Origin of the sequence: Ensifer sp. MJa1 (assembly GCF_037026475.1) — a bacterium.
Lineage (GTDB): Bacteria > Pseudomonadota > Alphaproteobacteria > Rhizobiales > Rhizobiaceae > Ensifer.
On the sequence record NZ_JAKUMO010000007.1, the window covers coordinates 180,096 to 200,283 of the forward strand.

Sequence of the window (20,188 nt, forward strand, 5' to 3'; positions counted from 1 at the left end):
TATCAGGCAAATTCCTTGTGCTTGCCCGTGGCCCGGTCGACGCCGGCATAGCTATCCGTCAGACGCGCCTGGGCGTCCTTCAGGTCGCGTGGCGGCGGCGACGGGTCGATACCGACGAGCTTGGCGATGTTGTTGCCGAGATAGCCTTCGAGATCGTCCTCGGAGAGGTTGATGCCGTGCGGCGGATCCTTGCAGAGAACTTCGAGCTCGCGAAGCCACATGCCCGGATCATTTGGCGGGCTGTCCGTGCCGAAGACGATCTTGTTCTTCGGCAGTTGCTGGGCGAATTCCACGATGCGCGACTGGAAGCACCAGCCGGATTCGCAGTAGACGTTCGGCGTATCCATCGCCATCCAGAAGGATTCGAACGAGTAGTTGCCGCCCGTCTGGATGCCGAAGTGACCTATGATGAAGTTGACCATCGGGAACTCGCGGATGATCGGGTAGAACATCGTCGGGATGGTGTACGGGCCGTCGCCGGTGTGGATCAGAACCACCACGCCGAGTTCGGCGCACTTCTTCATCGCCGGACGCAGCCAATCGAGCGCGCGGTCAGGACGATAACCGTGCATGTTGGCGTGCAGTTTCAGCATCTTGAAGCCGTATTCCTTGACGTGGAATTCCAGCTCCGCCGCGCCGTTTTCAGGTCCCCAGCGCGGATTGTAGTTGAAGTTGCCGATGAAGCGGTCCGGGTACTTCTGGCAAAGCTCGGCGCAATAGGCCATGTAGTCGCGAATGCCGTCGCGGCCCTTGCGGTTACCGTCGCGGTAGCCGGTGTTGCCCGGTGGCGGCTGGATGAAACCCATGTCGATCCGGCGCGGCTTGCCGTTGATCATGTAGGGGCCGTCCATCAGCTTGAGCATGCGCTCGCCGGTGAAGGGCTCGCCCGTATGACGCCACGCCTCGTCGACGAGGTTGGTCGGGTGAAGATGGGTATCGATGATCATTGTTCACTCCGTTCAAATTTACGCGGCAAGGGCGACGCCGTGCTGGCGCAGATACGCCTCGGCTTCCTCGACGGTGGCCGGCGGCTTCGTTGCTTCCAGGCCGATCATGCGGGCGACGTTGTTGCCGAGGTAATCTTCGAGCGTATCCTCATCGAGGTTGAGGCCCTGCGGCGGCTCGTGGCAGAGAACCTCCAGGAGGTTGATCCACATGCCCGGTTCGTTCGGCGGCGTATCCGAGCCGAAGAGGATCTTGTGCTTGGGCAGAACCTTGGCGAATTCGACGATGCGCGACTGCAGGCACCAGCCGGATTCCACGTAGACGCTCGGCGTGTCGAGCGCCATCTGCATCGGCTCGAACACATAAACGCCACCGGTCTGGACGCCGAAATGCGCCAGGATGAAGTTCACTTCCGGGAACTCGCGGATGATCGGGTAGAACTCCGTCGGGATCGAGTACGGACCGTCACCGGTATGCACCTTCACCATCAGGCCGAGGTCGGCGCACTTCTTCATGGCCGGACGCAGCCAGTCGAGCGCACGGTCCGGGCGGTAGGCGTGCATGTTCGCCTGCAGTTGCACCATCTTGAAATCGAACTCCTTGGCGTAGCGTTCGATTTCTTCGGCGCCGTTCTGGGTGCCGTAGCGCGGGTTGTAGACGAAGCAGCCGAGGAACCGGTCGGGATGCTCGGTCACCATCTTTTCGGTGTAGGCCATGTACTGGCGGATGGCGGCCTTGCCTTCCAGATCCATCACCTCATGGGTGTAGATGGTGTTGCCTTGCGGCGGCTGAATGAAGGCCTTGTCGATCCGGCGCGGCTTGCCGTTCACATAATACGGGCCATCCATCATCTTCAGCAGTTTATCGCCGGTGAACGCCGGTCCGTCGTGTCGCCAAGCCAGGTCCACCAGATCGGTGGGATAGCAGCTCAGGTCAATAATCATAGGTTTCTCCTGTCGTAGAGGGTCCGGTCGATGCGGGGCCGCGCGATGAACGCCATGCCGGCCGAAGCCAGGCGTGGATCCGCGATCTCAGGAAATGCCGAAGACGGAGGGAACGGGCCGGCGCATAAGTTCCCAGGGCGGGGCAACCGGGCGTTCCTTTTGTGATCAGCATCGACATCGCAGCCTCATCTTCCAACAGACGGTGAGCAATTGTCGGTGCTTCTACTCGCCTTCAAGGGAACCATTCCGCGTGATATCTGTCAACCCGAAAATAGATCTAAGTTATTATTTTTACATAGCTTTTTTCAAATCAAGCGGCAGCAACCGCCCGCGCTGGAGGGGCGCGGGCGGCTCAGACAGAAAGGCTTACGCAAGCGCCGTCCGGCGGGGAGACACGCTGCTAGGGCACCAGGCATGCACGCAAGTTTCTGTCGATGCTGTCACGGTCGAGATTGCGGCCGATGAACACGAACTTCGACTTCCGCTTGTCTTCACCCCAGGCGTGGTCCGGGCGGAAATCGACGAGCTTGTGCACGGCCTGCAGCACAAAGAAGCGGTCATCGCCGGCAACGGAAACGATGCCCTTCGTGCGAAAAATGTCGCCGCCGTGTTCTGCGAGATAGTCTTTCAGGAACCCTGCGAGCTTCTCGCCGTCGAAGGCTTCCGGATAGACGAAGGAATGCGAGTTCACGGTTGCGTCATGCTGGTGCGGCCGTAAGGCCGGCGCGTGCTCGCGTCCATGGTCATGATGATGGTGGTGCCCGCGGTCGTGATGCGGATGGTCGCAGCACGGCTCGTGGCAATCATGATGATGGTGGTGCTCGGCGTCGTGATCGTCATCCATGTCGATGTCGAGGATTTCCGCCCTCTCGCGCACATAGGACGGCCTGAAGCCCTTGACCCCGAGGATGTTGGCAAGATCCACCTTGCCGTAGCTGGACCTAAGGATCGGCGCCGTCTGATTGAGCTTGCGCAGCGCGTTTTCCAGCGAGCCGAGGGCCACCTCCTCGGCGAGGTCGATCTTGTTGACGAGGATGCGGTCTGCCGCGACGATCTGGTTGACCGCCTGGTTGTCGCTGCCGTCGAGCACGGGATCGTAGAGATGCTGGTCGATATGCATCGCATCCACCAGCGTCACGACGGCGTCGAGCTCCACTTCATCGGCCACGCTGCGGTCGACGAAGAAGGCGGTGGCGACCGGCGTCGGATCGGCAAGGCCCGAGGTCTCGACGATGATGTGGTCGAACTTGTCCTTGTGGCTCAAGAGCTTCTTCATCACGTCGATCAAGTCGTTGCGCACGTCGACGAAGCAGCAGATGCAGCCGTTCTGCATCTGGAAGATTTCCTCGTCGGAGGCGAGCACCAGGTCGCTGTCGACGTCCACCTCGCCGTATTCGTTCTCGATCACCGCAATGCGATGACCGTGCCGCTCAGTAAGGATGTAGTTGAGCAGCGTCGTCTTTCCCGATCCGAGAAACCCGGTGAGGATCGTGATCGGGAGTTTCTGCTGGCTCGCAGGCTCGATATGCATGTTCATGCGCCCTTCTCCCTCAAGGCTTTCAGGATGTCTTCCGGCGTGATCGGATAGTGGTGGAAGCGGACGCCGATGGCGTCGTGGATGGCGTTGGCGATGGAGGGGCCGATGGCGATGATCGGATCTTCGCCGACACCCTTGGCGCCCCAGGGGCCGCCCGGATCGGGTGCTGCCTCGAGGATGATCGTCTCGATGTCGGGCATGTCCATGGAGAGCGGCATCTTGTAGTCGACGAGGCCCGCATTGAGCGAGCGCCCGGTCTTCTTGTCGATGACGTAGTCCTCGGTCAGCGTGTGGCCGATGCCCTGCTGGATGCCGCCCTCGATCTGGCCCTGCGCCGCGATCGGATGGATGACCCGACCGACGTCGTGCACCGGCACGACGCGCTTGACCTCGACGATGCCCGTTTCGATATCGACGTCCACCTCGGTGAAATGCGCGGCGAAGGAGTAGGATTTCGTCGGCTCGTAGGTGCCGTTGGCGACGATGTTGGCGGCTGGAATGCCACGCGAGGGGCCCATGGCCTCCGACACGGTCATAGAGCGATCGGGCTCGGCAATGAGGAAGACCTTGCCTTCGGAAAGGTCGATCGCTTCCGGCGAGACCTGCAGCTTCATCGCGGCCCTGGCGAGCACGGCGGCGCGTACCTTGCCGGCCGCCATCTTGGCGGCCGTGCCGACCAGATAGGTCGTGTGGCTGGCAAAGGCACCGATGTCCCATGGAACCACGTCCGTATCGCCATGGATGACGCCGACGTCCTCGAAGCGAACGCCGAGTTCTTCAGCAACGATCTGCGCCAGCGCCGTATGGGCGCCGGTGCCAAGCCCGGCAGCACCCGTCAGCAGCGTCACCGTGCCGTCCTCGTTGACCTTCACCGTGGCGTTACCCTGCTCCTTGATCCCTGGATAAGCCGACGAGCCGTGCATCTCGCAGCCGATGCCCCAGCCCTTGCGGATATGCGGGCGCTTCGGATCCGGCGTCCGGTCACGGTTCCAAAGCGCCTTCCAGTCGAGCACGTCGATACCGTGCTGAAGGCAGATTTCGAGCCCGTGGCCGATGATCGGGTGGCCGGAGGGGGCGATGTCGCCGGCCCGCACCACGTTCTTCAGCTTCAACTCGGCCGGATCCATGCCGAGCCGTTCGGCGGCTTCGTCCATCTGGATGTCGAGCGCGTAGTAGCTCTGCACCACGCCGTAGCCGCGGAAGGCGCCGTTGATTGGGGTGTTGGTGTAGACGCAGCGCCCTTCCAGCCGCACGTTCTCGCAGCGGTATAGCGAGGTGGCGGCGGTGGTTCCGACGATGGTCACGCCCGGACCGTGCGACCCGTAGGCACCGGAATCGTAGACGAGCTTCATGTCGCGGGCGACGAGCGTGCCGTCGTTCTTGAAGCCCTGCTTCAGCCAGATCTTGCAAGGGTGGCGCGACCGGCCGGCGACGAAGGTCTCATGGCGGGTGAACTCCATCTTCACCGGGCGTCGGGTTTCCTTGGCCAAAAGCGCGCAGAGAAACTCGTGCTGGAACAGGTCCTGTTTGGCGCCGAAGCCGCCGCCCATATGGTCGACGAGCACGCGCACCTTGGTGAGCGGCAGGCCGAGCACCTCGGCAAGGATGCCGCGGACCATGAACGAGGTCTGGGTCGAGGTCCAGAAGGTCAGCTTGTTGGAGCCATCCCAGTCGGCCACACAGACGTTCGGCTCCATGTAGGCCGGATGCGGTCGCCCGCCGGCAAAGGTGCCCTCGAGCACGAAGTCCGCTTCGGCAAAGCCCTTGTCGACGTCGCCGCGGTTGACGCGCACCGGGTCGAGCACCAGGTTGCCGCCGGGGCCGACGTCGTGGATCAGCGGCGCGCCAGGTTGGGCCGCGTCCTCCGGTTCGAAGACGGCCGGCAAGGCTTCATATTCCACCTCGATCAGGTCGAGCGCCTCGTCGGCGATCTCCTCGCTGATCGCGGCGACGGCGGCAACACCCTCGCCCCAGAACCGTACCTTGTCATCGAGGATGTACTGGTCCTTGGTGCAGGAGGCCGAGCGTGGATGCGGCGAGCCGTAGTGCAACACGCGCGGCACGTTCTCATGGGTCAGCACGGCCTTGACGCCCGGATAGGCGAGCGCCTTGCTGACGTCGATCGACTTGATCCGCGCATGGGCGATCGCCGCGCGCTTGATCTTGCCGTGCAGCATGCCGGAGAGCTTGACGTCGCCGGTATACTGCGCCTCGCCCGTTACCTTTTCGAGCACGTCGTCACGCTTGACGCTCTTGCCGACGATCTTGAATTCGCGCTGTTCGATGGGGGTTGTCATGTTCATGGTCTTGAGGCCTCCATCTCGCGCGCAGCGGATTTGATCGCGTCGAATATCTTCGTGTAGCCCGTGCAGCGGCAGATATTGCCGGAGAGTCCGAAGCGGATGTCCTCGTCCGTCGGGCGCGGATTGTCGTCGAGCAGCTTCTTGGCCATCATCAGAATGCCTGGCGTGCAGAAGCCGCATTGGGAGGCGCCGTGCCGCATGAAGGCGTCCTGCAGGGGATGCAGCGTATCGACACCCGGCTGGAGGCCTTCGACCGTCTCGACCGAGCGGCCCTCGGCCTCCACGGCGAGCATCAGACAGGCATTGACCGGCTCGCCGTCGACAATCACGGTGCACGCGCCGCAATCGCCGACGTCACAGCCCTTTTTGGTGCCGGTGAGACCGACATCGTCGCGCAGCGCATCAAGCAGGGAGCGGCAGCCATCAACGGCCATCTCGCGCGCCTCGCCATTCACGGTGAATTCAACCATCCGTTTCATGCGAAAGTCTCCAATGCCTGTTTGATGGCGCGGCCGGTCAGGACACCGACCATGTCACGGCGGTAACCGGCGCTGGCGCGAACGTTGCTGATCGGCGTGCATTCCTCCATCGCCTTGTCGGCGGCGTTCCTGACCGTGGTGGCGTCGAGCCTGGTGCCACGCAGCATGGCTTCGGCTTGCGGCGCGCGCAGCACGGTCGCGCCCACGGCACCAAGCGCGATGCGGATGTCGCTGCAGACGCCATCGTCCATCGCGAGGCTGACGGCGACGCCGACGGTGGAAAGCTCCATCGCCTTGCGCCGACCGTGCTTGAGGTAGGCTTTTCCGGTATTGTCCCCGGCCGGCGGCACGGTGATGCCGGTGACGATCTCGCCCTTGGCAAGAACGGTCTTGCCGGGGCCTGTGAAGAATTCGGCGATCGGCACGACGCGCATGTTGGTGCGGCTGTAGATGTGCACGAAGGCGCCGTCCGCCACCAAGGGCGGTATGGTATCGGCCGACGGCGAGGCGCGACAGATATTGCCGACGACGGTGGCGCGATTGCGCACCTGGATGGAGCCGAGCGAGGCGAGTGCCGAGCGCAGGTTCGGATATCGCTGGCGCACCAGCGACAGACCCTCCAGCCGACCAACGGTCACCAGCGCGCCGAAGGTCAGGCCGAGCGTTTCGTCATAGGTGACTGCCGACAGGCCCGCAATCTGCTTGATGTCGACGACGTTGCGCACACGGCGCAGCCGTTCACGGATCTCGACCAGGAGGTCGGTGCCTCCGTTGAACAGAAATGTGTCGTCGCCGAGTTCGGTGAGAAGACGGGAGGCGTGCTCCAGCGTTTCCGCCCGATGATAGTCGAACCGTCTCATGGAATCCTCTTGGGGTTCGGGGCTCCGGCGGCGCGGGGGCCGCCGGACTAATCGTGGTGTTCTCTAGGCGGGCTCGACAGCCGGCGCGCCGTCGGCAAGTTCAGCCTCCTCCGGCTCTTTCGCTGGCACACCATTGAAGAGAATGTTGAGCAGCGCTGCCGCGAAGGTGCCGACGAGCACGCCGCTGTGCAGGAACTTCTCGATCGCCGCGGGCAGCTGATCGAAGATGTTTTCAGCAACGACCGGCACCATGGCGAGGCCGACGCTGACGGCGACGATGTAGAGGTTGCGCCGATTGGCTACGAAATCCACCTTCGACAGGATTTTCACGCCTGTCGCCGAAACCATGCCGAACATCACGATGGCAGCACCCCCGACGACATAGCTCGGGATCGAAGCGCTGACGAAGGCAACTTTCGGCAGCGAGCCGAGCAGGATCAGGATGACGCCGCCCGCTGCCACCACGAAGCGGCTGAGCACGCCGGTGATCTGCAGCAGCCCGACATTCTGCGCATAGGTCGTATAGGTGAAGGTGTTGAGCAGGCCGCCGATGATGTTGCCGACACCGTCGGTTCTTAAGCCCCGGGTCAGTTCAGCCTGTGTGATCTTGCGACCGGCCATGTCCCCGACCGCCAGGAATTGTCCTGTCGATTCGATCATCATGACTGTCATGACCGCACAGAGCGACAGGATCGACCAGAACTCGAAGATCGGCCATCCGAAGGCAAGCGGGTGAATGATGCGCACCCAATCGGCATCCGCAACGCCGTGGAAATCCACCTTGCCGGCGGCAATCGCGATCACGAAACCGACCCCGATGCCAAGCAGGACCGCGAGATTGGCCATGAAGCCCTTGAGAAGGCGGGTGAGCAGCAGGATCGACAGGAGCACGATGGCTGCGACGGCGAGCGCGAAGGGCGCTCCATAGGCAGGATTCTGGATCATGCCATCCGGGCCCTTGATCATCGGTTGGCCACCCGCCGCCCAGTTGACCCCGACGCGCATCAGCGAAAGGCCGATGACCAGCATGACCGTGCCGGTAACAACAGGCGGGAAGAAGCGCACCCAGCGACCGAAGAACGGGGCGACCAGGATTGTGAACACACCGGAGCCTATGACGGCGCCGATGACGCCTGGCATGCCGAGTTCGGGGTTGGTGCCCGTCGCGATGATCGAAGGCACAGCGGTAAAGGAGATCCCCATCATGATCGGCAGGCGAATGCCGACGTTCCAGATGCCGAGCGCCTGGATGAGGGTGACGATGCCACAACAGAACAGGTCCGCGCTGACGAGCATCGCGATCTGTTCCTTGGGCAAGTGAAGCGCGCTGCCGACAATGAGCGGCACGGCGACCGCTCCGGCATACATGACGAGAACGTGTTGCAGGCCCAGAGCCATCAGGCTCGGGATAGGGTACTTCTTTTCGACTGGATCACTCGTATCGGAATTCCGCATTCGCTTTCCTCCCAGCGAACAGCTTCCGGCGCGGTGGGGCATCTTGGCCTCATGATCTTTTAACCGCACGCCGTACACCGAGGATCATGCGGCTGGCCAAATCAGCAAACAATCGGCATAATTAGATTTATTCATACAATAATTGAATGAATGGATCGCGATGGACATTACGCTGAAGCAACTTCGGGCCTTCGTCACCGTAGCCAATCTCGGACAATTCACCCTGGCAGCCGACAAGCTCGGCTCGTCGCAGTCGGCCGTCAGCACGCTCGTGCGCCAACTGGAGCAGAATCTGAACCTGCGCCTGTTCGACCGTCACACGCGACTTTTGCGCCTCACAGAGGCGGGCACCGACATATTGCCGGTTGCGGCACGCGCCGTGGCCGACATCGAAGGCATGGTGGAGAGCTCGCGTGAACTGAATGCGCTCAGGCGCGGCAAGGTTTCGATTGCGGCCGGGACCGTGCAGGCGGCTTTGATGCTGCCGCAGCGCGTCAACGCCTTCAACAAGCTCTACCCCGAGATTGCCGTGGCTCTGCACGACGTCGCGGAGAAAGCCGTATTGGAACAGGTCACCAACAGCTCGGTGGATCTCGGTATCGGCACGGTACCGGAGGACGACAGCGAGCTCATGGGCACCCGACTCACGATCGACGAGTTCCTCGTCGTTCTTCACCCGGACGATCCGCTCGTCAAACAGCCCGAGCTCCGCTGGACCGACCTTGTCGACCGCAAGCTGATCGGTCCGCAGCGAGGCAATCCGATCCGCGATCGTCTGGAGAACGAATTGGCGCGCAACGGGATCGTCCTGCCATTCGACAAGACGATGCAGGAGGTGGCGTTGCCGCTGACAATCATCGGCATGGTCGAGGGCGGCCTCGGCGTCGCGATCATGACCTCGGCGGTCACGCGCCTTGCGACCTCGATGGGCCTTGTGGTGCGCACGCCAACCGAACCGCACATCAAGCGGGAAGTGAGCCTGATCCAGAAGCGCGCGCGTTCGCTCTCGCCAGCCGCGCGCCGGTTTCGCGACTTCCTGCTGAAATCCGTGCACTGAGCCTGTGTTGAAAGGACGTCGGTTGCGCGTCCCTGGGAGCACCGGATCGCAATTGACCAGGCAAGGGTTCGAGCGTTATCTGATGGCGCTGCTGGACCGCGACGTCGCGGGCAGGCAGGGCGCAGCGGTTCGCCGCTGCGCGCGGAGGCCTCCGGGCCAGCCGCCGCTCCCAGCCCACACAAGACCAGGAGCACCCATGGCCCACTCCCTGAAGAGCCACAGCGATTCGCACCGCCTCAACCGGCCCGACCTTTCCACCGACGTGATCCGCACGGCGAAAGAGGACCTTGCGGCCTGTTTCCGCATGGCAGCACGCAACGGATTTGAGGAGGGTATCTGCCACCATTTTTCGGCCGTCGTGCCTGGCCATGACGACCTCTTCATAGTCAATGCCTACGGCTATGCCTTTCGCGAGCTGACCGCGTCCAAACTGCTCGTTTGCGATTTCAATGGCACCGTCGTCGACGGCGAAGGCGAACCGGAGGCGACGGCCTTCTACATCCATGCGGAGATCCACCGCCGACTGCCGCGCGCAAGGGTCGCCTTCCACACCCACATGCCCTATGCGACCGCGCTTTCCATGACAGAGGGTCAGCCGTTGATCTGGGCAGGACAGACGGCGCTGAAATTCTACGGCCGCACCGCAGTCGACGAAAACTACAATGGTCTGGCGCTCCACCAGCGGGAGGGGGCGCGCATCGCTGCGGCCGCCGGCGACGCGGACATCGTTTTCCTGAAGCACCATGGCGTGCTGGTTCTGGCGCCCACGATCGCAGAAGCCTGGGACGACCTCTACTATCTCGAGCGGGCGGCCGAGGTGCAAGTGCTCGCCATGTCCACCGGCAGAGCCGTCTTGCCGGTCGATCCCGCAATTGCAGAGGCCGCCTACCGGCAGACGCGCGAAGGCGATCCCGAATCTGCCGCGGCCCATCTCGCTGCCATTCGCCGGCAGCTGGATGTCGAGGAACCGCAATATCGCCACTGATTTTCAGCGGTTCGCTTGCTTGGGCGATGGGCATCAGCGCCTGCCATCGCCGCCCCAGAGTATTGAGTAGGCTTATTTTTCTCTTTGGGCGCTTCTGGCCGAGAGACTTCTGGATGCCAGCGATTATTGCTGTTTGTTTATCAAACAATTGAAATAATGAATTTGTTTGAATTAATCGCTCGTGCTTAGTTTTCTGCCACAACAACAAGGTGGGGACGAAATGGCACGTGACAATCCAACTGCGTCGCTCGCGAGACTAACCCCGGGTCAATTCTTTGCTCTTACGGGCGGAACCGTCATAAACGAGGACGGCTCACAGTCGGTGAGCGACATCATTGTCGGCGCCGACGGGCGTATCACCGTCGTCGAACCCTTTCTCGAGACCGGCTCCTGCGGCGCCTGCGTCGACATTTCCGGCATGCTCGTTTCGCCGGGCTTCGTCGATGCGCACCAGCATCTCGACAAGACCGGCGTGCTGCGCTTTACCCCCAATCCGTCAGGCACACTCCAGGGTGCCCGCGAAGCCTTCGCGAAATATGCCCGCACCGCCGGCCCTGATGACATTCACAAACGTGCAACGCGCACGATCGGGCGATGTCTTTCCCGCGGCACGACCGCGATCCGCAGCCATATCAACGTCGACAAGGATGCCGGTTTCCACGGCATCGAGACGCTGGCTGCCATTCGCGATGCCGAGAAGCACCGCATCACGCTTCAGCTCGTCGCCTTCATGACCCCCCATCCCGGCCAGGACTTCGAGTGGCTCGGAAACAACGTCGACGGCGCCGTTGCGCTCGCCGACGCAGTCGGCGGAACGCCCGCCGTGTCCGAGGACCCGCCACGTTACCTCGACATCCTGTTTTCCGCCGCAGTGAAATCCGGCAAGCCGGTCGACCTGCATCTCGACGAGCATCTCAATGCCGGGGTGCATCTGCTCGACGCCGCTCTCGATCGCGTGGAGCGCTTCGGCATGCAGGGGCGCACGGTCTTCAGCCACGTCTCGGTGCTGAGCGCCCTGCCCCGCCGGGAGTTCCAGCGGATTGCCGAGCGCCTGCACAAGCTGAATGTCGGCGTCGTGACGCTGCCGGCGGCAAACCTTTACCTGCAGGGCCGTGACTACGAGATGCTGCCGCCGCGCGGGCTGACCCGCGTCGCCGAACTCTATCGTGCCGGAATCACCATCGCCACCGCCTCGGACAACATTCAGGATCCGTTCGTTCCGACCGGCTCGGGCGACATGCTGGAAATCGCCCGCTGGACGCTGCTTGCCGGCCACCTGCGCGGTGACGAACTCGCAGCCGCGCACAGCATGATCACGTCGGCGCCCGCCCGCCTGATGGGGATCGGCAAGGACTATGGCCTGAAGCCCGGCGCACGCGCCGACTTCGTGGTCACCGACTGCATCGATACCGACACGCTGGTTGCTGGCGGGCCGGATCGGGCTTTCGTTTTCTCGAATGGCCGCCTGGTCTCGCAGAGCACTACTGAAAATATCCGCCTGGAGGAGAACGCATAAAAGGGAACGGCTGCTCCGGGGGGGATTGGAACTTCAATCTAATGGGAGGAATGAAATGAAGACTGCTATTTCACGTCGTTCGCTGCTTGCGTCCACACTCGGTCTCGCCCTTGCCGGAATGCTCTGGCAGGACCACGCGCGCGCCGAAGACTTCAAGATGGGTCTGCTGGTGCCCGGTAGCGTTTCCGAAGAAGGATGGAACCGGATCGGCTACAACGCGCTCAAGGGCGTGGAGGAACAGCTTGGCGCCAAGATCAGCTATGTCGAGCTGCAGCAGAACCCGGCGTCCTTCGAAAAGGCGTTTCGCGATTATGCCAGCCAAGGCTACAAGGTCATCCTCGGCCACGGCTTCGAGTTCCAGGACGCCGCACGCGACGTCGCACTCGACTACCCGGATACCTACTTCCTGATCTCGTCGAGCGCGATCCACGAAGGCAACGTCATCGGGCTCAACACCGATACCAGCCAACCCTTCTATCTGATGGGCGTCATCGCCGCGAAAATGGGCGGCAAGGCCGGCCTTGTCGGCGGCATGGAAATCCCGCCGATCCAACAAGCTTTCGCCGGCTTCAAGAACGGCGCAAAAAGCGTCAATCCGGACTTCCCGATCAGCGAAGCCTATATCGGCAACTTCACCGATACGACAGCCGCCAAGGAAGCGGCGCTGAGCATGATCTCGCAGGGTGCGGACTTCGTCGTGCCGAACGCCTCGGGCGCTACGGTGGGCGGCTACCAGGCCATCGCCGAATCCGGCCCGGATGTGCGCTCCTTCTCGATCTTCAGCGATTTTACCGAGGTTGCGCCCAATAACATTCTGGGCCTCTACGTCGCCGACTACGCGCAAGGCGTGGTCGAGGTGGTTCGCTCGATCAAGGACGGCCACGCGCCGGCGGAGAACGTCGTGTTCGGCCTCAAGGACCCGAAGGTTATCTCCTTCACCTTCCGCGACGACGGCCCGGTCTCGGTGCCCGAGGATATCCGCGCCGAGGTCAAGGCGATCAGCGAAAAGATCGCTGCCGGCGAGATCAAGACCGGCGGAGAGTAACCGGCTCCATGCTGCGGCAGGTTTTCCGGCCGCAGCCCTCCCGCGTCACACCAATATCCGGACGGACCCATGGCTGAGATAAACCAGGGAGTGCGTGAGACCGTGAATTCTCAAGCAGCCCAAGCCTTCACCCGGACGCTCTCGCAAGCCGCGATCAGCGCCCTGACACCTATCGCGGCGGTTCTCGTCGCTCTCGCTTTCGGCGCCGCCCTGCTCTGGCTCAACGGCTTCAATGGCAGCGACGTCGTCACCGTCATGGTCTTCGGCTCGTTCCAGGACATGCGTTCTGTCGGAGAAATTCTCCTGAAGGCGACGCCGCTGATCCTGATCGGTGCCGGTCTCTGCGTCGCCTTCCGCTGTTCGATCTGGAACATCGGAGCCGAAGGCCAGCTCTATGTCGGCGCAATCGCCGCAACTCTCGTCGGCACCAGCATCGACGGCCTTTCCGTCTGGGTGCATGCGCCGCTCGTGATGCTGGCCGGGGCGCTGGCGGGTGCCGCCTGGGCCGGCATTGCCGGCTACCTGAAGGTGCGCTTTCAGGCGAGCGAGATCGTCACCACGATCATGCTCAACTACATCGCCCTCATCCTCACAAGCTATCTCGTCACCGGTCCGATGCGCGATGCCAGCGCCGCCTATCCGCAATCGGCAAGGCTGGTGCGTGAAGCCTGGACGCCACGCCTGGTGTCCGACCTGCGGCTTCACATCGGCATCCTTGTCGCGGTGGTCCTGGCGGTTGCACTCTACATTTTCCTGCGACGAAGCAGCCGCGGCTTTGCGCTGCGCGTCGTCGGCCTCAACCCGCATGCCGCCCGCTATGCCGGCATGAACGTTGCGCGAAACGTGATGATCGCGATGTGCATCAGCGGCGCGATGGCCGGGCTTGCCGGCGCTTTCGAAGTGGCAGGTGTCACACGCCGGCTCTATCAGAACATCTCGCCCGGCTATGGCTTCGAAGGCATCGCGGTGGCGCTTTTGGCGGGCAACAATCCGTTGGCAGCGATCCTCTCAGGCGGGCTTTTTGCAACGCTTCGCTCCGGCTCGGAGGTCCTCCAGATCACGTCGCAGGTCCCGCAGGTCCTCGTGCTGGTCATCCAGGGCATTGTCATCCTCTCGGTCGTCGCCTTCGCCAAGCTGCGCGGCATCCTCAGGATCGTGGCTTGAAAGCATGGAAACTCCCGCCCGCGGTCCTGTGCCGCCTGCGGGAAAACAAAACCTTTGGCGACATTCCTAGAGGGTCGAACCCATGGACGACATGATTTCTCTCACCTTCCTCGCGACGCTCGTCGGCGCCGCCTGGAGACTTGCCACCCCCCTCATCTTCGCCTCGATCGGCGAGGTCTTTTCCGAGCGCGCGGGCGTACTCAACATCGGGCTCGAAGGCACAATGCTCGTCGGCGCACTCTGCGGCTTCGCTGCGGCCTCGGCCACGGGCAACATTCCGCTCGGGCTTTTGGCCGGTGTTGCCGGCGGCATGCTGTTCGGGCTCGTCTTCGCCTTCTTCACGATCACCATCAAGGCGGACCAGATCGTGGTGGGTGCGGCGCTCAACCTGCTCGGTATGGGCCTCACGGCCTTCCTCTTCCGCACCTACTACGTCTCGACGGGCAAGGGCATCGAGATCGCCCAGCCGGTCCACATACCGTGGCTGAGCGAACTGCCTTTTCTCGGGGAGGCATTCTTCCGGCAAAACCTGATCGTCTACTCGACGATACTCGTCGCCATCCTCGCCACTCTCGTGCTCTACCGCACCTCCTTCGGGCTGACGCTTCGTGCCGTCGGCGAACATCCGAAGGCCGTCGACGTCGCCGGCCGCAGCGTGCTTGGCTACCGCTATGCCGCCGTGCTGGTCGGTACCGGGCTTGCGGGCCTTGGAGGCGCATTCCTGACGCTTGGCCACTCCAACCAGTTCGTCGAGGGCATCACCTCCGGCCGCGGCTTCATCGCCCTTGCCGTCGTGGTCTTCGCCCGCTGGTCGCCGGTCGGGGCCTTCTTCGTCTCGCTGCTCTTCGGCCTCTTCTACGCCCTGCAGCTCATGCTCCAGGCGCAGGCGTCCATCGTCGTGCCCTACCAGGTGCTGCAGGCGCTTCCCTACATCATGACGATCGTCACGCTCGTCGTGTTCCGCGGCAAGGGTGCCGCACCCAGCAAGCTCGGCCAGCCCTACGAGATGAGGTGATCGACATGTCGACAAAACCCTTCCTGCGCATCGACAATATCCGCAAACGTTTCGGCCCCATCGTCGCCAGCGACGGCGTGTCGCTCGAAATCGAGGAGGGCGAGATCCACTCGCTGCTCGGCGAAAACGGCGCCGGCAAGAGCGTGCTGATGAGCATGATATGCGGCATGGTACGGCCGGATGGAGGCGATATCGTCTACAAGGGGCAACCGGTCACCTTCAACAGCCCGCGCGAGGCGATCCGCCAGCGCATCGGCATGGTGCACCAGCACTTCATGCTGGTGCCGAACCTCACGGTGGCGGAAAACTACATCCTCGGCCAGGGTTCGGCACTTCGCGTCATCAGCGACATGGACAAGGTCCATGCAAAAATCCGCGCGCTTTCCGAGCGTTACGCCCTGGATGTGCGTCCTGATGCACGCGTTGAAGATCTCTCGGTCGGCGAGCAGCAACGAGTCGAGATTCTCAAGGTGCTGTTCCACGGCATCGACCTGCTCATCCTCGACGAGCCGACCGCCGTTCTCACCCCGCAGGAGACCGACCGTCTGCTCTGCCTGATGGGCGATCTCGTGAAGGATGGAAAGACCGTCGTCTTCATCTCGCACAAGCTGGACGAGGTGATGCGGGTCAGCAATCGCATCAGCGTCATGCGCGACGGGCGCGTCGTGCACACGGTCAAGGTTCAGGAAACGAATGCGCGGGAGCTCGCCCGCATGATGGTCGGCCGTGACGTTCGCATGGAGCTGCCGCGCAGCCCTAAGCCCGCCGGTCGTACGGTGCTTTCGGTTGAAAACCTTGCCTGCCGCTCTGAAGCCGGCCTTCCGGCAGTGCGCGGCGTGAGCTTCGACGTGCGCGCCGGCGAAATCGTCGGCATCGCCGGCGTTTCCGGCAACGGCCAGACGGAACTCTCGCTCGCGCTCTCCGGCCTGCTGCCGGTCGAGGCCGGCCGCGTCGTTCTCAACGGAAAGGATATTACCGGGCTCGACCCCGCCGAGATCAATGCCAGGAGTTTTTCCCACATTCCGGAGGACCGGCACAAACACGGCATCGTGCTGCCGCTGTCGCTCAGCGAAAATACCATCCTGCAACGCTACGACCAGAAACCCTTCGCGACAGGCGGCATCTTGAACCGCCGGGTGATTGGCGAACACACCCGCGACCTGATCAAGCGTTTTCGCGTGAAGAGCCGCGACGAGAACCAGCCGATTGCGGCGCTATCAGGCGGCAACCAGCAAAAGCTCGTCGTCGCGCGGGAGCTGGCGCGCAATCCCGATTTCATCCTCGTCAATCAGCTCGCGCGCGGGATCGATATCGGCGCGATGGAGTTCGTGATGGAAGAGATGCTGCGGCAGCGCGACAGCGGCCGCGCCATTCTGTTGATCTCCACGGAACTCGAGGAGCTGTTTGCCATCTGCGACCGTATCCTCGTGATGTTCCACGGCGAGATCCTTGGCGAACTGCCGCCGGATCGCACCCGCCTCGACGAACTCGGCCTCCTGATGGCGGGCGAAAAGCAACGACCGGCACTTGCGGGCTAGACAAGGCGAGATGCGGCAGGCTTTGATGGAGGCCGGACAACAGGAGGCTGCGCGTACATGAACATAACCCTGCGGCAACTCAGGGCCTTCATCGCGGTAGCCGAACTGGGACAGTTCAATCTCGCCGCTCGAAACCTCCACCTCACGCAGTCCGCGGTCAGCATCCTTATCCGTGACCTGGAAACGGAGATCGGTGCGCGCCTCTTCGACCGCCATACGCGTATGGTTTCGCTCACGCTCGTCGGCCAGGAGTTCCTGCCCCAGGCGCGCAAGATCCTGAAGGACCTGGAACTTGCCGTCGGCGACGTACGCGACAACGCCTCGCTGAAGCGCGGTCAGGTGACGATCGCCGCCGCGATCGTGCTTGCCGCCACGGTGGTGCCACCGATTATCGCCAGGTTCCTGAAACGGTATCCGGAAATCTCCGTCAACATTCGCGACATGCCCGAGGAACAGATCAGCCCGGCGCTGAAGCGCAACGAAGTCGACATCGCCGTCGGCACCCTTTCAGAGGACGACCCCGAAATCGCAGCAACCCCGCTGCTGCGCGACAAGCTGATGTTGGTCTGCCGGGAGGACCACCGGTTCGCGAAGCGCAAGTCCGTGCGGTGGGCCGAACTGATGGACGAGACGCTCATTACACTCGCTGCCTCCAACCCGTTGCGTAACATCGTCGAGCACAATCTCATTCGCGTCGTGCCGAACTACCGACCAAAGTACGAAGTGCGTTTTTCGACGACAGCCATCAGCATGATTGCCGCCGGGATGGGCGTTTCGGTGCTACCGGAGAATTCCGGGCAACTCGCCTCAGCCGTCGGGGTAACCACAGTCGACCTCATTGATCCGGTCGTCATGCGTGACGTCTCGCTTCTGCAGCGTCGTCATCACAGCCTTTCACCCGCCGCCGAGCATTTGAAGGCCGCCTTCATTGCCAGTGTTGCGAAACAAACGTGAGCGCAGGCGAGACCTTGGGATGAAAAACGCGGTGGTCTTTGCGGGGGTGTTCGCAAAGGACTGATAGTGGCTGAGTGTCTTCGTGGAGCCGGTTGGTCCGGGGGCAGGCTAGCCGGACGTCGTGTCGAGCCAGATCGTTACAGGACCGTCGTTTACCAACTGCACACGCATGTCGGCGCCGAAGACGCCGTTCGCAACGGCAATGCCAAGGGCCGAGACGTTGGCGGAGAAATTCTCATACAGTCGTTTGCCCTCCTCCGGCGGCGCAGCCGTCGAAAAGCCCGGTCGGTTTCCTTTCGTCTCGGCGGCCAATGTGAACTGGCTGACGATGAGCGCCGAGCCGCCGATATCGACCAGCGAACGGTTCATGCGATCTGCATCGTCCCTGAAGATGCGCAGGTTGACGATCTTGCGCGCCAGCCATTCGCTTTCCTTTTCTGTGTCGCCCTTCATCGCACAGACGAAGACCAACAAACCATTGCCGATCTCGCCGGTAACCGCATCGTCGACGCTCACGCGCGCAGATGAAACGCGCTGGATAAGTGCTCTCATGGCGCCGATTCTCCCTTTGGCTTCCCGCTCTTATCGGCTCCGAAGCGGCACAAGCAAGCTTTGTCCATAACCCTGCGCCAAAGCAGGACACACCCGAACGCCCCGCAGCTTCAGGCGTCGGTTCGTTCGGGACGTATCGAGCTGCCACTTTGGAGCAGCTCATTCATTGTTGTTTGCGCCCCATGGCGCGAAACACTGCCGCCGATCCCGCGACCACAAGGAAGACGCGGACGATGTGGTGAAGGACGACGAAGGGCACGTCTATGCCGAGAGACAAGGCGATGAGGCTCATCTCCGCGACGCCGCCCGGCGAGTAGGCGAGCACGAGCGCAATGAACCGGTCGCCAGTCAGGCAGGCAAGACCAGCGGCGAATGCGAGCGACACGCACATTAAAAGGGCGGTGGAGCCGATCGAGAGGGCCACGACCCTCACGATCAGCCTCGGCGAAGCCATGGCGAAGCGGCAGCCGATCGTGGCTCCGATCACCACCTGCGCCAGGCCGAGAGCCACGCTCGGCAGCACGAGCTCGGTCAACCCCGCAAGATGCATGATGGCGCCGAGCGTCACCATTTCGACGAGCCCGCCGGGCATTGCGGAGAAGAACGCCGTCGGATGGTCGAAGCCAGCGACGAGGCGAAAAGAGGCACAGACCGATGCGCCCGCGACCGCGATGAAGACCGCAAGGCCACCAAGCGAAAACAGCCACAAACCGGCATGCTCGAAGTTCGCCGGCGAGAAGGACGTTCCGAGCATCGCCCCAACGATCGCGGTCTACCGATCTCCCAGAGGTAGTCGTCGCGCGTACCCCGGATCACCTTTATTCGAGAAACTGAGCTAGGAGCGCAACCGCCCAGAATCTATGAGAGCCGACAAAAAGCTCATTGAATACATGGTGATAGCGTTGATCATCTTGAGAATCCCGACACCTCGCTTCTCAAATTAGCTGCCAAACCAAGCCGAAGCAGGCGCGTTCTCACATTTATCTGCCAAGCGACACCAGAGTGCTCGCCTAGCTCATACGGAGTGTCCTACTGCCCACAGACACCGCAGGTTGAGGTGACACGGCGAACTGACTGAGAATGCGGCGCCCGATGTTGTTGGTTACCGTCTGCGAACGAACTCGGTGCGCAGGACCAGTCCCTTGATCGCTTCGTGGCGGCAGTCGATCTCTTCCGGGTTTTCGGTGAGCCGAATCGACCTAATAACTGTACCCTGCTTTAGGGTTTGGCCGGCACCCTTCACCTTTAGGTCTTTGATCAGTACCACGGAGTCTCCGTCGGCAAGAAGGTTACCGGAGGCATCCCGAACCTCCGAGGCCTTTGCGGCTTCCGCGGCGATTTCCGAGGCCGGCCGCCATTCGCCGGTCGCCTCATCGTAAACGTAGTCATCGCTCTGGTCACTCATGTTCACTCCGCTGTAGTACCCAATTTGTCTAGTCTGATTGTCGAAATGCTCTCGGCAGCGACTGCCAAACCCATATGTGCCTCTATCCCCGTTGCCGCGCGAAATCAAATCGCAGTTTAGTGCCGATGGAAAGTCGAGCCCTTCTAGCCCACCTACCAGTTTAACGATCGAGCAGATCGGTTTCTCCAACCATCGGGCTTACGCGAGTCGTCACCAGCATCGTTTGGTTCAAGGGGTCGCTGTCGTTCGGCTGGCTGACCGGAACTCGCCCAGCAGGCAGACAGGCCCGACTGCCGCGCGCCGCCTCCCTCGTCCTGCAACTCGTGCGATGCACGTATCCCCACTTAGCCGACCGCTGCCAGGCAGGAGCGATCAGTTGGCAACCATTTCTGCCGTGTCGTCTGGCACCACGGGAATTACGGTTGAAACATGAA

The 20,188-nt window shown here is 62.3% G+C and carries 18 protein-coding genes; 8 read left to right on the plus strand and 10 right to left on the minus strand.

The genetic code is table 11. From position 1 onward, the window contains the following. Positions 1–2 precede the first annotated feature (2 nt). The 7 genes from MKZ91_RS12280 to MKZ91_RS12310 all read right to left on the minus strand — a co-directional run bounded on the left by MKZ91_RS12280 (position 3) and on the right by MKZ91_RS12310 (position 8,523). A complete protein-coding gene (locus tag MKZ91_RS12280; protein ID WP_336171151.1) occupies positions 3–947 on the minus strand; it encodes an amidohydrolase family protein in 945 nt (314 codons plus the stop codon). Positions 948–965: 18 nt separating this feature from the next. After that, positions 966–1,889, minus strand: coding sequence for an amidohydrolase family protein (locus MKZ91_RS12285; RefSeq protein ID WP_104663760.1), 924 nt, complete (start codon positions 1,887–1,889; stop codon positions 966–968). Positions 1,890–2,289: 400 nt separating this feature from the next. Next, entirely contained in the window at positions 2,290–3,420 is a 1,131-nt protein-coding gene (locus MKZ91_RS12290) for a CobW family GTP-binding protein (RefSeq protein WP_442892267.1), read from the minus strand. A 2-nt stretch (positions 3,421–3,422) separates the two neighbouring features. Further along, positions 3,423–5,729 carry a xanthine dehydrogenase family protein molybdopterin-binding subunit gene (locus MKZ91_RS12295; protein WP_336171153.1) on the minus strand — a complete coding sequence of 769 codons (2,307 nt, stop codon included), beginning with the start codon at positions 5,727–5,729 and terminating at the stop codon, positions 3,423–3,425. Further along, positions 5,726–6,208, minus strand: a complete 483-nt coding sequence (locus MKZ91_RS12300; RefSeq protein ID WP_336171154.1) for a (2Fe-2S)-binding protein — start codon at positions 6,206–6,208, stop codon at positions 5,726–5,728. The genes MKZ91_RS12295 and MKZ91_RS12300 overlap by 4 nt, the downstream gene beginning before the upstream one ends. Then, the gene (locus MKZ91_RS12305) at positions 6,205–7,068 is read right to left on the minus strand and encodes an FAD binding domain-containing protein (protein WP_336171155.1); all 864 of its coding nucleotides are present in this window, start codon (positions 7,066–7,068) and stop codon (positions 6,205–6,207) included. Before MKZ91_RS12305 ends, MKZ91_RS12300 begins: the two co-directional genes overlap by 4 nt. A gap of 63 nt (positions 7,069–7,131) precedes the next feature. Beyond that, the gene (locus MKZ91_RS12310) at positions 7,132–8,523 is read right to left on the minus strand and encodes a nucleobase:cation symporter-2 family protein (RefSeq protein WP_336171156.1); all 1,392 of its coding nucleotides are present in this window, start codon (positions 8,521–8,523) and stop codon (positions 7,132–7,134) included. Between the two features lie 160 nt (positions 8,524–8,683). On the opposite strand from MKZ91_RS12310, the gene MKZ91_RS12315 reads away from it, so the two are divergent. The 8 genes from MKZ91_RS12315 to MKZ91_RS12350 all read left to right on the plus strand — a co-directional run bounded on the left by MKZ91_RS12315 (position 8,684) and on the right by MKZ91_RS12350 (position 17,797). Then, the gene (locus tag MKZ91_RS12315; RefSeq protein WP_336171157.1) at positions 8,684–9,580 is read left to right on the plus strand and encodes a LysR family transcriptional regulator; all 897 of its coding nucleotides are present in this window, start codon (positions 8,684–8,686) and stop codon (positions 9,578–9,580) included. A 196-nt stretch (positions 9,581–9,776) separates the two neighbouring features. After that, positions 9,777–10,565, plus strand: a complete 789-nt coding sequence (locus tag MKZ91_RS12320) for an aldolase (RefSeq protein ID WP_336171158.1) — start codon at positions 9,777–9,779, stop codon at positions 10,563–10,565. Positions 10,566–10,785: 220 nt separating this feature from the next. Continuing rightward, positions 10,786–12,081, plus strand: a complete 1,296-nt coding sequence (locus MKZ91_RS12325) for an amidohydrolase family protein (RefSeq protein WP_336171159.1) — start codon at positions 10,786–10,788, stop codon at positions 12,079–12,081. 55 nt (positions 12,082–12,136) lie between these two features. Continuing rightward, positions 12,137–13,126 carry a BMP family protein gene (locus tag MKZ91_RS12330; protein WP_336171160.1) on the plus strand — a complete coding sequence of 330 codons (990 nt, stop codon included), beginning with the start codon at positions 12,137–12,139 and terminating at the stop codon, positions 13,124–13,126. 69 nt (positions 13,127–13,195) lie between these two features. After that, on the plus strand, positions 13,196–14,290 hold the full coding sequence (locus MKZ91_RS12335) for an ABC transporter permease (protein WP_336171161.1): 1,095 nt from the start codon (positions 13,196–13,198) through the stop codon (positions 14,288–14,290). Between the two features lie 82 nt (positions 14,291–14,372). Beyond that, positions 14,373–15,305 (plus strand): ABC transporter permease, encoded by a 933-nt coding sequence (locus MKZ91_RS12340; RefSeq protein WP_336171162.1) that lies wholly within the window; start codon positions 14,373–14,375, stop codon positions 15,303–15,305. A gap of 5 nt (positions 15,306–15,310) precedes the next feature. Further along, positions 15,311–16,843: an ABC transporter ATP-binding protein gene (locus MKZ91_RS12345; RefSeq protein WP_336171163.1), complete on the plus strand. Its 1,533-nt coding sequence runs from the start codon at positions 15,311–15,313 to the stop codon at positions 16,841–16,843. A gap of 57 nt (positions 16,844–16,900) precedes the next feature. Continuing rightward, entirely contained in the window at positions 16,901–17,797 is an 897-nt protein-coding gene (locus MKZ91_RS12350) for a LysR family transcriptional regulator (RefSeq protein WP_336171164.1), read from the plus strand. A gap of 108 nt (positions 17,798–17,905) precedes the next feature. Here MKZ91_RS12350 and dtd read toward each other — a convergent pair whose 3' ends face one another. The 3 genes from dtd to MKZ91_RS12365 form a co-directional block, all read right to left on the minus strand. Beyond that, positions 17,906–18,349 carry a D-aminoacyl-tRNA deacylase gene (gene dtd, locus MKZ91_RS12355; protein ID WP_336171165.1) on the minus strand — a complete coding sequence of 148 codons (444 nt, stop codon included), beginning with the start codon at positions 18,347–18,349 and terminating at the stop codon, positions 17,906–17,908. A gap of 163 nt (positions 18,350–18,512) precedes the next feature. Continuing rightward, on the minus strand, positions 18,513–19,115 hold the full coding sequence (locus MKZ91_RS12360; protein WP_336171252.1) for an AbrB family transcriptional regulator: 603 nt from the start codon (positions 19,113–19,115) through the stop codon (positions 18,513–18,515). A 336-nt stretch (positions 19,116–19,451) separates the two neighbouring features. Then, positions 19,452–19,754, minus strand: coding sequence for an alkylphosphonate utilization protein (locus MKZ91_RS12365; RefSeq protein ID WP_336171166.1), 303 nt, complete (start codon positions 19,752–19,754; stop codon positions 19,452–19,454). Positions 19,755–20,188: the final 434 nt, after the last annotated feature.

What these genes read in the sequence shown, in the direction of transcription:
- MKZ91_RS12280 (WP_336171151.1), bottom strand. Translation starts at nt 947, where the DNA reads ATGATCATCGATACCCATCTTCACCCGACCAACCTCGTCGACGAGGCG.
- MKZ91_RS12285 (WP_104663760.1), bottom strand. Translation starts at nt 1,889, where the DNA reads ATGATTATTGACCTGAGCTGCTATCCCACCGATCTGGTGGACCTGGCT.
- MKZ91_RS12290 (WP_442892267.1), bottom strand. Translation starts at nt 3,420, where the DNA reads ATGCATATCGAGCCTGCGAGCCAGCAGAAACTCCCGATCACGATCCTC.
- MKZ91_RS12295 (WP_336171153.1), bottom strand. Translation starts at nt 5,729, where the DNA reads ATGAACATGACAACCCCCATCGAACAGCGCGAATTCAAGATCGTCGGC.
- MKZ91_RS12300 (WP_336171154.1), bottom strand. Translation starts at nt 6,208, where the DNA reads ATGAAACGGATGGTTGAATTCACCGTGAATGGCGAGGCGCGCGAGATG.
- MKZ91_RS12305 (WP_336171155.1), bottom strand. Translation starts at nt 7,068, where the DNA reads ATGAGACGGTTCGACTATCATCGGGCGGAAACGCTGGAGCACGCCTCC.
- MKZ91_RS12310 (WP_336171156.1), bottom strand. Translation starts at nt 8,523, where the DNA reads ATGCGGAATTCCGATACGAGTGATCCAGTCGAAAAGAAGTACCCTATC.
- MKZ91_RS12315 (WP_336171157.1), top strand. Translation starts at nt 8,684, where the DNA reads ATGGACATTACGCTGAAGCAACTTCGGGCCTTCGTCACCGTAGCCAAT.
- MKZ91_RS12320 (WP_336171158.1), top strand. Translation starts at nt 9,777, where the DNA reads ATGGCCCACTCCCTGAAGAGCCACAGCGATTCGCACCGCCTCAACCGG.
- MKZ91_RS12325 (WP_336171159.1), top strand. Translation starts at nt 10,786, where the DNA reads ATGGCACGTGACAATCCAACTGCGTCGCTCGCGAGACTAACCCCGGGT.
- MKZ91_RS12330 (WP_336171160.1), top strand. Translation starts at nt 12,137, where the DNA reads ATGAAGACTGCTATTTCACGTCGTTCGCTGCTTGCGTCCACACTCGGT.
- MKZ91_RS12335 (WP_336171161.1), top strand. Translation starts at nt 13,196, where the DNA reads ATGGCTGAGATAAACCAGGGAGTGCGTGAGACCGTGAATTCTCAAGCA.
- MKZ91_RS12340 (WP_336171162.1), top strand. Translation starts at nt 14,373, where the DNA reads ATGGACGACATGATTTCTCTCACCTTCCTCGCGACGCTCGTCGGCGCC.
- MKZ91_RS12345 (WP_336171163.1), top strand. Translation starts at nt 15,311, where the DNA reads ATGTCGACAAAACCCTTCCTGCGCATCGACAATATCCGCAAACGTTTC.
- MKZ91_RS12350 (WP_336171164.1), top strand. Translation starts at nt 16,901, where the DNA reads ATGAACATAACCCTGCGGCAACTCAGGGCCTTCATCGCGGTAGCCGAA.
- dtd (WP_336171165.1), bottom strand. Translation starts at nt 18,349, where the DNA reads ATGAGAGCACTTATCCAGCGCGTTTCATCTGCGCGCGTGAGCGTCGAC.
- MKZ91_RS12365 (WP_336171166.1), bottom strand. Translation starts at nt 19,754, where the DNA reads ATGAGTGACCAGAGCGATGACTACGTTTACGATGAGGCGACCGGCGAA.